This window comes from Luteibacter sp. P4_D7_3 (assembly GCF_056401735.1).
Genome location: NZ_JBFUIT010000077.1, coordinates 1 through 14,153 on the forward strand (window position 1 = coordinate 1; position 14,153 = coordinate 14,153).

The window sequence follows — 14,153 nt, forward strand, 5'->3', positions numbered from 1 at the left end:
CCTTGGCGATGACAGCATCGCTCCTTGGCGATGACAGCATCGCTGCCATCTAGCAGCCATGCGTCCGTTCCACCACGCAATGCCGTGACCGTAACGACCTGCTTGATCGTTGCATAGGGAATCGTTCGAGCGCGAAATACGGTGGCAATGGTCAGGCCCTCAGCGTCGATCTTGATGCTGAAAGATCGTGCGTATAAGTATCCCCATACCAGAAGGGTCATTAAACAAGCTCCGATTACGCTGCAAGCAATAGCTGACCCCATGCTCGGGCGCGTTGGTGCAGCGGCAACGGCGTACAGCCCCGCGGCGAAAACAAGCACGATAAGGCTCAAGAGAGCGTAAGAGTTCCATTTGGGGAAACGGTATTCCATAGTTTCTCAGCGGTTCCTACAGGGCATGTCCATCAGTGTCATAGACGCGAACGGGGTGCGCATCGTCGTTCCCGCCAACTCCCAAACGCGTGAGTGCGACAGCGCGGCCATCACGCAGGGCAATCCAGTAGGTCGGGCTTCTAGTCCGCGGTCCTTTGATCAACACGTCGTCGCTCTCCATCACGAACACGGCACCGTCAAGCAGCTCCGGGTGTGCCCCAAGCTCCGGAAGTTTGTGAGCTTCACTCATCTGCATGATGAATCGCTTCTTGGCTCCGTCGTCGAATGCCCTCGCACCGACGCCATGCTGGATCAGGAACTGCTCGCCAGCATTGGCCAGTATGGCGCGGCGAAGCGCGGTCGACGTAACGGCCGTATTCAATGCGGTCGCTATTCCATCAAGATCAGCGGTGTTTGCAAGCGCCGATCCTTTGGTTTTCAGCGACGCGGAGACGACTAGGTTCGACGGGCCAGCCGGGAGACCTAACAAGACCATCAACGAATCCGAGGTCGAGTCGAAATCGCTGGGGAAAGGGTCCGTTTCAACGCTCTCGATGGCGAAGCGCGATTGCAGCGAGGCGTAGGCTTCGGGCGCGATGATTTGCGCCTTGAACCGCGTGAAGCTGTCCCTTATTCCTGCTCGAAGGGCGCCGTCGAAGTCTCCCTGCGCAGGCATGAGTGATAAACGGATTCGGTTGGTCGACGTTGACGGAAGCACGCCAGCAAGCGCCTGGGATAGCTCACCCGAGAACGTCTTGCGACCGGAGTCATCGTGCCATGGCAGCATCAGCGTGTTCTGCGAGTCGGAGGAGAACACCGCGTTCGAGCCGTCCGTGAAGCTCGCCTCGACGCGTGCGTGGGGGTAATCATCCGAGTGAGTGGCATTGCCCACACCCGCCGTGACGGCATCGGCAAGCGGCTTCCCCTGCCGCACGCGGTTTCCCCAATCCACAATGCGCTGTCGCGAGGCCTGCGATGGAGCGAGGGCCACCATGCCCTTTACTTGCTCATCGATCATCGTACTGGCGTGATTCACGGTTGAGCCAAACAGGGCGAGGTCGATCCTTGATTGGGGCGGCGAGCGTAAGGCATGCACGAGGGCATTCACTGCCGGGGTCGGAATGGTCTCGGCCAGGACGTTAACGATGTCGCGCTCGGGCAGTCGACTCCTGTCGTCGGAGGCCTCTGGGATCCGGCTCTGGCTACGCGTCCCGTAGAGAACGTAACCCGATCCCCGTGGCTCGATGACCCAATGCGAGCGAATCGGCGTAAGCGGGCTGTAGCCGTCCCAGTCGTCGTCGATGACGAGACGAGTGAGTGCGGCGGGGCCGGCTGGTGGATGCGGGGAGCCCTCCTGTCGCGAGGGCTTCGTGCAGGACGACATCGTCGTGGCGATTGCCAAAGCAGCGGCCAGTCTCAGCCCGATCCCAATCCCGTTAGCCTTTTCCATGGACACTCCGTGGCACAGTCGTTTCGCACGGCCGGATGATCTTGCGGCTCGAACCGATGACTCTATAAAGCCTTCCCGGCAGCGTCATAGACCTTGCCGAAGCATTCATCGGTGTTCCCCACGCTTCGCCAATCCTCGCCCGGAACGGGCACGCCAGCACAGAGTCGATGACCGGTCGCACGGTATCCGACGTAGCGCTTCCACATGACGGCACGGTGATCACGCAGCGCCACCCAATACGTTGGGTAACCACCCTGCATCACGATCACAGCACGGTCGAGGAGGTGCGGATGCGTTGCGAGCTCAGCCAGCTTATGGGCCTCGGCCATCTGGGTGACGAATTGCTTCTTTGCCTCTGCATGGAACGGCTGGATGCCGATACCGTGCTCTATGCGAAAGTCATCCTTCGGAGCCGACAGCATGGCTTGATGCAATCCCGTCGCGGTAGCAGCCGTGTTCAAGGCACCCATCATCCCGTCCAGGTCCGAGGGCTTCGCCAATGCCGGGCCCTTCATGGCGAGCTTCGTTCGGAGGCTCAGGTTCGGTGGCCCGCCGGGAAGGCTGACGGTGACAAAAAGCCCGTGTGATGTCATATCGACCGGATTGATATCGCGGATGGTGAAGTGCGACGTCAGTGCCGCATAGGCCTGCGGCGCCACGATCTGTACCTGGAACAGGGCGTAATCCTCACCCATTCCCGTCTCGAGGTAATCGTGCAATTCGTCCGGGGAAGGCTTCCCGGAGAGTCGCCCTCGATTGGTGGACGTCGGCGGAAGCACAACGGCGAGTGTCTGAGGTAACGCCGCGGAGAACGTAGTGTGTCCGGAGGCGTCCCTCCACGGGAGCAGGAACATATTCTGCGAGCCGGAACGGAACACCAGGCTCGATCCGTCGGCGAAGCTCGCCTCGACGCGGGTGTGCGGGTAGTCATCCGAGTGCGAGTCGGTGGCCACACCCACAGTGATCGCATCGGCCAAGGGGTCGCCCTGCCGCAGGTTGGTCGCCCAATCCAGGATGCGCTGTCGCAGCGCCGGCGACGGATTCAGGGCCATCAGCCTCTGCACCGTTTCGTCGATCGTCTCGCCAGCGTGATCGATCGCCGCGCCGAACACGGCGGTGTCGACCGTCTGCTGAGGTGGCGCTCGCAAGGCGCGGACCAGCGCGTCTACGGCTGCTGCGGGTACTGTCTGGGCGGACACATTGGTAACGTCGCGCTGTTCCGTCCGCGAGTAATGTGGCTGTGTCTCCATGTGCTGCTGACTGTACGTCCCGGAGAGGACGAAGCCCGATCCCTGCGGCTCGATCACCCAGTGGGCGAGGTGCGGCGATGTGGGGTTGTGGCCACCCCAGTCGTCGTCGATGACAAGGCGAGTCACCGCAGCAGTCACCGGCTCCGCAGCCTTGCTGGACACCGAACATGCCGCGGCGATCGTAAAGGCAGTGACCAACCTCAACCCACGCGCGACACCAGTAACCTTATCCATGGAAACTCCGGGGCTCAGCCGCAGCATGCGACCCGCTGATTATGCTTGAACCCGCTACAGGCCGCGTGTACCGGACTCCAGAGTTGAGGGCCTGCAGATAGACGGCTTAACCTCAGCGTCCTTCCCCTGGTTCCAAGGACCTGATCCGTGAATCGCTTGCATACCATCCTCGCTACCGTCGCCGGCGTAGCCGTGATGGGCGCCCTGGGCGCCGCCGCGTTTGTCTATTCGGGGGCATACAACATCGCTGCCGATGATCCGCACAGCAAGGCGACCTACGCGGTACTGGAAACGCTGCGACAACGGTCGATCCAGGCGCACGCCTCGGGCATCAGAGTGCCCGATCTGTCCGATCCCCAATTGATCCTCAAAGGTGCCGGGCAATACGCGGCGATGTGCACCGAGTGCCATCTCAAGCCCGGGCAGAAAGACTCCGAACTGCGTCCGGGCTTGTACCCGCAGCCGCCCAATCTGTCGCAGACCAGGGTCGACCCTGCTCAGGCGTTCTGGGTCATCAAGCATGGAATCAAGATGAGTGCGATGCCTGCCTGGGGTGGCAGTCACGACGACATGACGATCTGGAGCATGGTCGCCTTCCTGCAAAAGCTGCCGGAGCTTACTCCGACGACCTATAAAGCAATGGTGGCGCAGGCTCCGCCCGATGAAGACATGGATACGGACATGGACATGGGTGGTGGCCAGGACCCTCAGGTTCATTGATCCCCGGCGTACTAGCTCACCGGTGCATCAATCTGCTCGGGCGTGATGTCTAGAGGGCCTTTCCTTCGGAATCATAGACCTTGACGATGCAGTCGTCGGAATTCTTGCAAACGCCCAGGCGCGTCAACGCGACCGTGCGCTGGTCGCGCAGGGCCACCCAGTAGATCGAGCCTCTGCTTCGCGGGCCTTTGATGAACGGGCCGTCATCCTCGGTCACCATCACGGCGCCGTCGAGGAGCTCCGGGTGGCTTACGAGTTCGGGCAGTTTGTGAGCTTCGCCCATGCGCGCGATGAATCGCTTTTTCTCCGAAGCTTCGAATGACGGCAGGCCACCGTCACTCAGGATGCGAAACGCATCACCCGGAGCGGTTTGCATGGCTTGGCGCAGCGCTGTTGCCGCAACGGCCGTGTTCAACTCATCCGTCATGACGCCCAGATCTTCTGGCGTCGCCAGAGCCCCTCCTTTGACCTGCAGTGGCGTCATAAGGCTGAGGTTTGGCGGGCCGCCGGGAATCTTCACGGCGATGAACAATGAGCTCAAGGTCGTTCCGTCCGCACCGGCCATGTTGTTCAGGTCGACATCGTCGATGACGAGGCGTGTTTGTATCGAGGCGTACGCAGCGGGCATGAGGATCTGCATTTTGAACTGGTGGTAGTCCTTAGCTATCCCCTTGCGAAGCGCGTCGTCAAAGTCCTCTTGCGACGGCGGTCCTGACAATCGCACATGGTTGGTCGACACCGGCGGAAGCAGCGCCGCCAGAGCTCTTGGCAAATCCGCCGAGAACGACTTTCGACCGGCACCATCGCGCCACGGCAGCATGAGAACGCTCTGCGAATCGGAAGAGGACACCAGCCTCGATCCGTCAGCGAAGCTCGCTTCAACCCGCGTCAGGGGGTAATCATCCGTGTGATACGTGGCCATGCCCGACGTGATCGCATCCGCCAGCCGCTGAGGCTGCCGCAAATCATTTCCCCAGTTGAGGATGCGCTGCTGCAAGGGCGCGGGCGAACCCAGGGCCGTCAGGCTCTGCACGGTCTCGTCAATCGAAGCGGCGGCATGGTTCACGGTAGGGCCAAACACCGCCAGATCGATGCTCGGTTGAGGTGGTGCACGCATGGCACGCAGCAGCGCATCGACGGTCGAGGTGGGTACGACCTGCGGTGGGACGTTGGTGACGTCGCGGTCCGCCGCTCGACCCTGGTCGGCGGGCAGCGGGATATGTTGCTGACTGTGCGTACCGTAGAGGATGAATCCGGTCCCTGCCGGCTCGACCACCCAGTGGGAGCGGACGGGCGTAATGCTGCTGTACCCGTCCCAGTCGTCATCGATGACGATGCGGGTGAGCTCGGGGGTACTCGGCCGTGGCGGCCTTAAGCAAGCCGACAACGTCGAGGCGATCGTAAAGGCCGCAGCCAGCCTCAACCCAAACGCAACGCCAGTCACCTTATCCATGGAAACCCTGGGGCACCGCCGCGGCATGCGGCCCGACGATTATGCTCAAACTCAGGGAGGTCGAGAAGCCGTCGCTCGCTCAGCGCGTGCCCGAATAATAATCAACCGAGGCGTCGATCTCTTCGGTCGTCATGTTGCGCGCGATGTTGCGCATCTGCGCGCTGGTGTCATTACGCCGCGTGCCGTGCGCAAACGCGTCCAGCTGCGTCTTCAGGTAATCGCGCGGCTGTGAATCCAGCCATGGCACGCCCAACTTGGCGGTTAATCTGCCGTGGCAGGATCCGCAAGGCGGAATGTTGCGCATGGGTGCACCCGTGGCGACGATGTCCGGTGCCGACTGCAGGTCCTGCGTGGCGGGTGATGGCTGGCGGGGCAGGGAGGCGTAATACGCGGAGAGATCTCGCAGGTCCTGGTCGTGCAGTTCGGCGACCAGCGGCGCCATCACCGCGCTCGCCCGTGCGCCGCTCTGGAAGTCGCGGAGTTCCTTGTAGATGGATGACGCGTACTGGCCGGCCAGCGTCGGCGTCTGCGACGTGCTGACGCCGCGCAAGCCATGGCACATGGTGCAACGGAGCGCCAGGGTGGCACCCCGACCCACGCCACCGCCCGACGACGGCTCGTCGAGGGTGGTCGGCGTCATGACGACCTCCGAGACCTTCACCGGGGACGTTACCGGGGCACTGGCCTCACCCAACCACGACCGGGGCACACCGGCGGCGCTACAGATCGAATTGAGCAATCCCTTGAACAGGGAATCGTCCTGGGCCGAGGGGAGCCAGACGAAACCGACGAAGACCGAGAACACCAGGAGCAGGAAGGTCCCGCCGACACTCCCGACGAACCAACGGTTGCGCAGTAGGGGGCCGCTCATGGCTTTCCTCCCACGAACACGGGTGGGACGCGCCCCTCGGGCGTCATCATGAGTTGCACGATCGGGTAGCCGTAGTTGGTGATCGTCAGCGCGATCATGAGGCCCAACCACAGTCCCAGCCCGTTCAGTGCCCAGGGACGCGACACCGGCTCATGCACCGCGCGGCTGAAGGTGAACGGCTCCGGATCCACCCGCGCCGCCGAATGATTCCGGATAAGCACCGTGAGGAACAACGCCGCCGACACCACGAGCAGCGCACCACCGATCGTCGACATCACGACGGAGACGCCCTCGGCGAACATGCCGGGCGCCGTGTAGTCGTAGAAGGCCATTCGTCGCGGCATGCCCAGCAGCCCGGCGTAGTGCCAGGGGAAGGTCAGCACGATCATGCCGATGAACCACAACCACAACTGCCAGTGCACGAGCCGTAGATTCAGCAGCGCGCGGCCCGTGAGGTGCGGCCAGAGATCGTAGGCGAGAGCGAAGTACATGATGACGATCGCGCCGCCGAAAATCAGATGAAAGTGCCCGGTTACCCACTGCGTGTTGTGGATGGTCGAATCCAGCTGGTAACTCATGTTGATCAGCCCGCCGGCGCCACCGAAGCCGAGCATCACAAAGGACAGCGCCAGCGCGAGCATCTGCGGGTTGGCCCATGGCAAGGCCTTGACCCAGCCGAACAGTCCCTTGCCGCCGCGAAGGCGCGCCGCGATTTCCACCGACGCGCAAATCGTGAACACCGTCAGCAGGGTCGGCACGGCGACCATGGCGGTAAAGATGGAATGGACCACCTTGAACCCGGCACCCACTTCCGGATCCGCGAACAGATGGTGGATACCGATGGGCATCGCGAAGACGAGGAATAGCGCGAACGAGATGCGCGCCATCGAATCGCTGTACAGCCGCCCGCCAATGGCACGGGGGACGATGGTGTAGAACGCGATGTACGCTGGCATCAGCCAGAAATAGACGATGGCGTGGAGCGTCCACGAAAAGAGGACGCGCGAAAGTCCGGCATTGATCGTCGTCGCGAAACCGAGGGCGACAGGCAGGATCTGAAACAGCAGTTCCAGCGCCGCGCCAACGGCGGTCCATCCCCACAGATAGGCGCCCGCCACGTTGGCGAACATGGCCAGGGGAACCGGTGCGCCGGGATGGGCACGCTTCCACACATACAGGTTGATGCCCATCAAGGCGACCCAGACCCAGGAGCCGACCACCACCAGGACAACGCCAATGTAGTAGAACGCGTTGCCGATCATCGGCGGATAGAACGTGTACAGGACCGAATCCAGCCCCATGGCGACAGGCACGACCGCGGCCACGGAACCGATGATGATCATGTAATAGCCGGCCCAGGCCCACCGCCGGCCGACAAGCGGCTGCCCCAGCGCCGCTTCGGATATGAAGTAGCCGAACCCCATCGCGACCAGGGTTGGAAACACATAGCCCATGACGGTGCCGTGCGCCGTGACCGATCGGTAGTAGAGGTCCGCGTTGCGCAGCCAACCATGCAATGGACTACGAATGAACATCTGCCATTCGCCCAGCAGGATCGCCACGCCGAAGAGCGCGAAGGCCAGCCAGAAGTGCGCGAGGATGAGTCGCTTGTTATAGATCACAGCTGGCTCTCCTCGTTGGGCCGACCAGTCTGGCGAAAGCGTCCGGTTCGACCACCTTGACGTTCGCCCACATGCCCTCGTGTCCCGTGCCGCAGAACTCGTGGCAAGGCATCAGGTGGTCGCCGGGCTTCTCGAAGCGGGTCTTGAAGGTAGAGATGTAGCCGGGTGAGACCATCGAGTTGATGTTCGTGCCGGTGATGAGCATGCCGTGGATGACGTCGGCACTCGTCACGCGGAAGGTGACCGGTGTGCGCGAGGGAACGACGATGCACTGAGGCGTGAAGGAATACTGTTGCCCGACGATTCGCACGGTGACCGATCCGTCCGTCTCCACGGCGCTGCCGAGATTGCTCTCGACGAACTCACCGGAGACATGCAGGGTGGAAGGATTGATTGTCTCGACGCGCGAAGGGGGCATCGTCGCCCAGTGGAGGCCGGTAAAGATCACCATCGCTACCAGCAACGCGACCAGACCCACCATGGTGAGCGCCCAACGATTCTCGATGCGCTTGGCGACGGCTTCGCCATCATGTGGATCTGCGGGAACCGCTCGGGCCATGACGAGTCCTTAGTGAAAAATGACGCCACGCGGAAGGAAGGCGAAGAAGTAGAAGAGGAACCACATCAGGAAGACGACGGCGACAGCGACGCCGGCGACCATCAAGGCGCCCCGCGGACCGGCACGCACGATCTCATCGACACGTTTGTCTTCGCTGCCAGGTTCTTTGTCGATATCGCTCATGCAGGCTGTCCTCTTAATCCAGCGGCGCCGAACGCAACGCGTTGACGTCCGCGTCGGTGACGGCGGTGCCACGGTTGTTCCAGGCGGTGCGTATATACGTGACCACGGCAGCGACTTCCTCGTCCGACAGTCCTTGTGCGAAGGGCGGCATGCCGTACGGCCGGGGATTGCGTATCGTCCCGGGCGGATAGCCGCCGTTGAGAACCATGCGGATCGGATTGACCGACGATGTCATCTGGATCGACTGGTTGCCGGCCAGCGGCGGGAAGTCGGATCCCTTGCCTTCACCCTGCGTGCCGTGACAGGTGGCGCACTGGGCCGCGTAGATTTTCTTGCCCAGCGGAAAGAGGCGAAGCTTGTCCTGCACCTCGGCCTGCGTGGGCGCGCTCGATGCGCCGGTGGCTGGCAGGGCTTTCAAGTAAACGGCCATCGCCCGGATATCGGCGTCGGAGAGGTACTGCAGGCTGTTATGGACGACTTCGGCCATGGGACCGTAGACCGCGCCGCGCGCGGAAACGCCCGCCTGTAGCAGGTCGGAGATGTCCGCGATGCTCCAGTCGCCCAGTCCGGCCTCATGGTTGGAGGTCAGGGAGGGCGCGTACCAGTACTGCATGGGAATGAGTCCGCCTTGATAGGCGGCTGACGCGGAGCTGCCACCCAGGGCATTGATGGCGGTATGGCACATCGCGCAGTGACCGGGTCCCTCGACGAGGTAGGCGCCGCGATTCCAGTCGCTCGACTTCGACGGGTCGGGCTTGTACTCGCCCTCGGTGAAGTAAAGCGTGCGCCACCCAAGGAGGAGGGTGCGGTTGTTATACGGAAAGCGGAGGTCCTGCGCGGTGTTGGGCCGATGCACCGGCGGCACCGTTTTCAGGTACGCGAAGATCGCGTCGATGTCCGGCCGGGTCATCTTCGTGTAGGCGGCAAACGGCATGGCGGGGTAAAGCAACATGCCCGACCGCGAGCGGCCGGTGCGCATCATGTTGTAGAACTCGTCGGCCGTCCACGCGCCGATGCCGGTGGCGCGGTCGGGCGAAATGTTCGGCGAATAGAGCGTGCCGAAGGGCGTCGACATGGGTCGGCCGCCACCGAAGGGCTTATCTCCCGGGTTGCTATGGCATGCGATGCAGTCGGAGGCGCGTGCCAGGTATTCACCGCGCGCGACGATCGACGTGTCCTGTCCGTATCCGGCCTGTGCCAGAACCAGTAATCCGAGCGCGAACCAGCGATGCGTTCTCATCGGGCTTCACTACTTTGGCAAGTGAGTGCCAGCTTGAGCGAACCTTCGGTGGCCGGTGCGGGGTTCGGCGGCGAGGGCAGGGACGACAGGTACGCCGCAGCCGCGGCGATATCCGCATCGGAAAGCAGGACGGTGATCTTTTGCATGCAGTTGGGTTTCGCCGAGACGCGTGCGCCGTAGCGCGAGGCGCCGAGCTGGGCGCTGATGTACTTGGCGCGCAGTCCGAGCAACCCCGGGATGTCGGGCGAGACGCCCGTCAGTGAGGCGCCATGACAGGCGACACACGAAGGAATATGCCTGCGTTCGTCGCCTTCCAGGGTCAGCTTCTGTCCCAGGGCCATCACGGCCGGTGAGACATCGGGCTTGGGCAGCGTCGGGAAGGGCGTTTGCTGCTCGGCGAAGTACTCGGCCATCTCCTGGAGATAGGCGTCAGGGAGGTACTCGAGCAGATAGTTCATGGGGGCGTACTTTCGCTGCCCGTCCCGAAAGGCGACCAGCTGGTTGTACAGGTAGCGTGCGGGTTTGCCCGCCAGCCTGGGGAAGTAGTCGTCGTTGCTGCCCTCGCCGCGCAGGCCGTGGCAGGTGGTGCAGGCCATGACCCGGGTGGCGATGCTGTCGGGCGCCGTCACCGCGCTGCGTGCCTGGGCGTACACGGGGCCTGTGCCGATGAGAAGCGCCAGGCACAGCACAACCCCGGCCACGTAACGGCCGACCGCAAAGTCACCGATTGCACGGTGTTCGTGAACCATCGATATGACACCCCTGCCTGTGACGTGACCGGAACGCGGTTGCAAGCCGGACATCCTGCCCGTAGACACGGTACTCCCTAGTGCGAGCGAGCGATTGAACAGGCGTGCATGATCTTGCACCCACCGGCGGTGCCCGGAAACCGTTGAACTACCTAGATCCAACCGGATAAATAGCCCGGCTCGGGGCCGGGCTATGGCATCTACTGCTTGAGCGCCACGAGGGTGACATCGCGCTTGCTCAGCTCGTTGTGAATCGTCGTGGTCATCGTCTTGCCGTCGGCCGACACGGTGGACTTCGCGACCGAGGTCGCCTTGCCTCCCATCATGGATGTCTCCACGAGGGTAGGGCCGACCATCTTGACGGCAATCATGTCGGTACCTGGGTCGCCCTTGTATGGCACGGGCTTGCCATCGAGTTTGGCGGTATACGACTCGCCTTTCGGGTCGGTCATGCTGATGCTGTCACCGTCGACCTTATACGTATAGGTCGTTACGCCCTCGGAGGCGCTCTGGTAGCTCGTCGTAAGCCACGAGCCTGCCGCAGCGTGGGAGCCCGGAGCGCCGGCCGCCGAGCGCGTCTGCGTGCCCTTGACCGTGGTTGTGCCACCTTCGCGGATCATGACCGTTTCAAAGGTAGCGGTCTTGCCGTCCGCCGCAACCGTGGTCGTGTGCGTTCCGACGACGGCGCCATTCTTTTTCGGGGTTTCCACGATGGTGTGATCGTCGACGATCTTCACCGAGTCGGTGTCGTAACGCGGATGACCGGTAACGGCGTGGTCGGCGCCATCGGCCTTGATGGTGATGGGCGGCGTACAGTTACAGGAGTACTCGCCATTCTTGAGGGTGATGATGATCGGCTTGTCCGACGATTTCACCTGGTTGATGTCGACCTTCCAGGTGCCACCGAAGGCACTTTGTGCCATCACCTGGAGCGGGAGGAGGAGTGCCAGGAGCACCCCGCTGATAAGCAATTTCTTCATAGCCAATCTCCGACTGCTGTGTGCGTCGCCAAGATCTGCCCGGATAGCTTAGATGGTCCCCACGTCGCCGGAACTGTCCTCTTCTCCGAGTCCCAGCCTCGCCAGCCTACTCTTTGGGGTGGCGGCGTAAAGGCGGCTGCATAGCCTCGAAGTGGGCTGAATGTTTGCTCGGGCCCTGTATTAAAGGTTGATCACAGTTCCCTAGACTGTAAGTCTTAGGCTGTCCGATATACCTGAGAAAGACGGAGAGGGGCATCGAATGAATGCGGTGAAGGAGAGCGGAATCCGGGTGCTGGTCGCCGCGGAGCCAACCGCCGAGGATCGCGCTGCCATCGCGGCGCCGTTAGTTGCTTTTAATCGGCAATACGGTCCCACGGCGTCGGCAGAGCCGGTCGTGTTGCTCTTGAAGCACGAAGACGGTCAAACGATCGGCGGCCTTTGGGGGAAGACTGTCTACGACTGGTTGTACGTGGAGCTGCTCGTCGTACCCGAATCCTTACGGGGCAAGGGAGCAGGGGCCGCTCTCATCGGAAAGGCGGAAGGCATTGCGATCCAGCGAGGCTGTATGGGCGCCTGGTTGGATACCTTTGCCTTCCAGTCGCGCGGGTTCTACGAAAAGCTCGGCTACGCCGTGTTTGGCGAGCTCACGGATCACCCAAGGGGAAGCGCTCGCTACTTCTTGAGCAAGCGCTTCTGACATCACTGCGTGCCCCTGCTATGCAGGCGAAACGTCGTGATCGAGCACGACCCGATGTATCTCCGTGGCAGCGAGCGGTTCGAATAACGTTTCGGCGAAATCGAACATTTCATCGGTTACAGCAAACGAGAACGTTCCCGCGCGAAGCCGATTTCTTGCGGCCACGCGTTCGCGACGGGTGGTGATATCGACCTCCAGGAGATGAAGCTGCACCTCGGCACCTGCCGCGGCTGCCCACTCGACGAACCTCTGCCGTCGAGCCACACGGAGAAGCCGAGATCCAGCACCACATTTCGGTGCTGTGCGATCTGCTGCTTGCATAGTTCCCAGATCATGGCTTCACAACGATCGACACGCTCGGCGTACCAGGCGAAGTCGATGGGGCCGCCCGCGCCGGATGAAGGCGTATCGGCGCCGAAGAGCGTCACCATCCAGGCATCGATCGAGAAAATGGGCGCCTGCCTTTCCGTGGCGAGCCGGGTCGCGTAGGTCGTCTTTCCCGAACCCACCTTGCCACAGATCAGGTAGGCGATCGGCCTATCGAGGTCCTTTTCCATCGACACTGGAATCCTTGGGGTCATCGCGTGCGCGAAGGTTAGAGGCGTGACTTCCGCTTCGCAAGACCTGCTCAATATGATGAAAATGATCGTTTTCCCTCAAGATACCGGCCGATTTGCCGATATCCTGTACGAGGCCATCCATCGCCCCGATGCGTGGCAGCACCGCAGGCCCCTCAGGTAACCCCATGCTCGTCAGTAGTTACAGCGGCATCCTCGTCGTTTTCTCCCTTGTGGTCGCCATCCTCGCTTCCTATACGGCGCTGAACATGGCCGGACGGGTGTCGAGCACGCGCGGCACGGCCTCGGCGCTGTGGCTGGTGGGTGGGTCCTTCGCCATGGGTATCGGCGTCTGGTCGATGCATTTCATCGGGATGCTGGCCTTCAGTCTGCCCATTGCGATTGGCTATGACCTCGACCTGACCCTGCTTTCGTTGGTTTTTGCGATCGGTTCCTCGGCATTCGCCTTGTGGCTGGTGTGCCACGAACAGCTGCCGACGCGACATCTGGTGGGGGGCGCCCTGGTCATGGGCGCTGGCATTGCGGCTATGCATTACACAGGCATGGCCGCGATGCGGATGATGCCCGGCGTGGTCTATGACCCGCTGCTCTTCGCGCTTTCGGTCGTTATCGCGGTACTGGCCTCGGGTGCGGCGCTGTGGATCGCCTTCCGACTGCGCAAGGATGCCGAGCGTGTTGTGTTTGCCCGCCTGGGCGCGTCGCTGGTGATGGGCTGCGCGATCGTCGGTATGCACTACACCGGCATGGCTGCCTCGGCGTTTCCTGCTGGTAGCTATTGCGGGGCCGCGAACACCGGCATCGATGCGAAGTGGCTGGCCCTTGTCGTGATCGTCGTCAGCCTTGCGGTATTCGCGATTGCCCTGATCGTGTCGATGCTCGACGTCCGCGCCAATGTGCTGACCACGTCTCTGGACCGCGCCAACAGCGAGCTCGTTCAGCTCGCCCTGCATGACAATCTCACGCGGTTGCCTAACCGTGTCCTGCTTGGTGACCGTCTGGACCAGTCGATCCACATGGCGACGAGGGAAGGGCGCCAGTTTGCCGTGCTCTTCATGGACCTTGACGGCTTCAAGGCGGTGAACGATGTCTATGGCCATCACGTCGGTGATCTTCTCCTCAGGGAGGTATCCCGGCGCATCCTGGCCATCAAGCGTGACGAAGACACGGTCGCGCGCCTGGGTGGCGATGAATTCGTC

15 protein-coding genes are annotated in these 14,153 nt (G+C 62.3%); 3 read left to right on the forward strand and 12 right to left on the reverse strand.

What is annotated here, in order from left to right; translation table 11 throughout:
* The 3 genes from AC1DSN_RS09490 to AC1DSN_RS09500 form a co-directional block, all read right to left on the reverse strand.
* The coding region (locus tag AC1DSN_RS09490) for a hypothetical protein (RefSeq protein WP_477330445.1) at nucleotides 1-221 on the reverse strand (221 nt) is incomplete at its 3' end.
* Nucleotides 222-387: 166 nt separating this feature from the next.
* Nucleotides 388-1,407, reverse strand: coding sequence for a hypothetical protein (locus AC1DSN_RS09495; protein WP_477330447.1), 1,020 nt, complete (start codon nucleotides 1,405-1,407; stop codon nucleotides 388-390).
* A 476-nt stretch (nucleotides 1,408-1,883) separates the two neighbouring features.
* Nucleotides 1,884-3,305, reverse strand: coding sequence for a hypothetical protein (locus AC1DSN_RS09500; RefSeq protein WP_477297773.1), 1,422 nt, complete (start codon nucleotides 3,303-3,305; stop codon nucleotides 1,884-1,886).
* A 156-nt stretch (nucleotides 3,306-3,461) separates the two neighbouring features.
* Between AC1DSN_RS09500 and AC1DSN_RS09505 the strand changes: the two genes are divergently transcribed.
* Nucleotides 3,462-4,025 (forward strand): c-type cytochrome, encoded by a 564-nt coding sequence (locus AC1DSN_RS09505; protein WP_477297772.1) that lies wholly within the window; start codon nucleotides 3,462-3,464, stop codon nucleotides 4,023-4,025.
* Between the two features lie 49 nt (nucleotides 4,026-4,074).
* Here AC1DSN_RS09505 and AC1DSN_RS09510 read toward each other — a convergent pair whose 3' ends face one another.
* From AC1DSN_RS09510 to AC1DSN_RS09545, 8 genes are all read right to left on the reverse strand, one after another.
* Nucleotides 4,075-5,478 (reverse strand): hypothetical protein, encoded by a 1,404-nt coding sequence (locus AC1DSN_RS09510; protein ID WP_477330449.1) that lies wholly within the window; start codon nucleotides 5,476-5,478, stop codon nucleotides 4,075-4,077.
* Nucleotides 5,479-5,557: 79 nt separating this feature from the next.
* A complete protein-coding gene (locus AC1DSN_RS09515) occupies nucleotides 5,558-6,349 on the reverse strand; it encodes a c-type cytochrome (RefSeq protein WP_477298791.1) in 792 nt (263 codons plus the stop codon).
* On the reverse strand, nucleotides 6,346-7,971 hold the full coding sequence (locus AC1DSN_RS09520) for a cbb3-type cytochrome c oxidase subunit I (protein WP_477330451.1): 1,626 nt from the start codon (nucleotides 7,969-7,971) through the stop codon (nucleotides 6,346-6,348). Before AC1DSN_RS09520 ends, AC1DSN_RS09515 begins: the two co-directional genes overlap by 4 nt.
* Complete coding sequence (locus AC1DSN_RS09525) at nucleotides 7,961-8,530, reverse strand: cupredoxin domain-containing protein (RefSeq protein WP_213950113.1); 570 nt, start codon at nucleotides 8,528-8,530, stop codon at nucleotides 7,961-7,963. The genes AC1DSN_RS09520 and AC1DSN_RS09525 overlap by 11 nt, the downstream gene beginning before the upstream one ends.
* 9 nt (nucleotides 8,531-8,539) lie before the next feature.
* On the reverse strand, nucleotides 8,540-8,713 hold the full coding sequence (locus AC1DSN_RS09530; RefSeq protein WP_213950114.1) for a hypothetical protein: 174 nt from the start codon (nucleotides 8,711-8,713) through the stop codon (nucleotides 8,540-8,542).
* A 13-nt stretch (nucleotides 8,714-8,726) separates the two neighbouring features.
* Nucleotides 8,727-9,953 (reverse strand): c-type cytochrome, encoded by a 1,227-nt coding sequence (locus AC1DSN_RS09535; protein WP_477298140.1) that lies wholly within the window; start codon nucleotides 9,951-9,953, stop codon nucleotides 8,727-8,729.
* Complete coding sequence (locus AC1DSN_RS09540; RefSeq protein ID WP_477298139.1) at nucleotides 9,950-10,702, reverse strand: c-type cytochrome; 753 nt, start codon at nucleotides 10,700-10,702, stop codon at nucleotides 9,950-9,952. Before AC1DSN_RS09540 ends, AC1DSN_RS09535 begins: the two co-directional genes overlap by 4 nt.
* A gap of 200 nt (nucleotides 10,703-10,902) precedes the next feature.
* On the reverse strand, nucleotides 10,903-11,682 hold the full coding sequence (locus tag AC1DSN_RS09545) for a hypothetical protein (protein WP_477330453.1): 780 nt from the start codon (nucleotides 11,680-11,682) through the stop codon (nucleotides 10,903-10,905).
* Between the two features lie 259 nt (nucleotides 11,683-11,941).
* Here AC1DSN_RS09545 and AC1DSN_RS09550 point away from each other — a divergent pair, with 259 nt between their 5' ends.
* The gene (locus tag AC1DSN_RS09550) at nucleotides 11,942-12,379 is read left to right on the forward strand and encodes a GNAT family N-acetyltransferase (protein ID WP_477330455.1); all 438 of its coding nucleotides are present in this window, start codon (nucleotides 11,942-11,944) and stop codon (nucleotides 12,377-12,379) included.
* Between the two features lie 116 nt (nucleotides 12,380-12,495).
* Here AC1DSN_RS09550 and AC1DSN_RS09555 read toward each other — a convergent pair whose 3' ends face one another.
* Entirely contained in the window at nucleotides 12,496-12,936 is a 441-nt protein-coding gene (locus AC1DSN_RS09555; protein WP_477298297.1) for a P-loop nucleotide/nucleoside kinase family protein, read from the reverse strand.
* Between the two features lie 188 nt (nucleotides 12,937-13,124).
* Between AC1DSN_RS09555 and AC1DSN_RS09560 the strand changes: the two genes are divergently transcribed.
* Nucleotides 13,125-14,153: MHYT domain-containing protein (locus tag AC1DSN_RS09560; protein WP_477330457.1), on the forward strand; the 1,029-nt coding region annotated here is incomplete at its 3' end.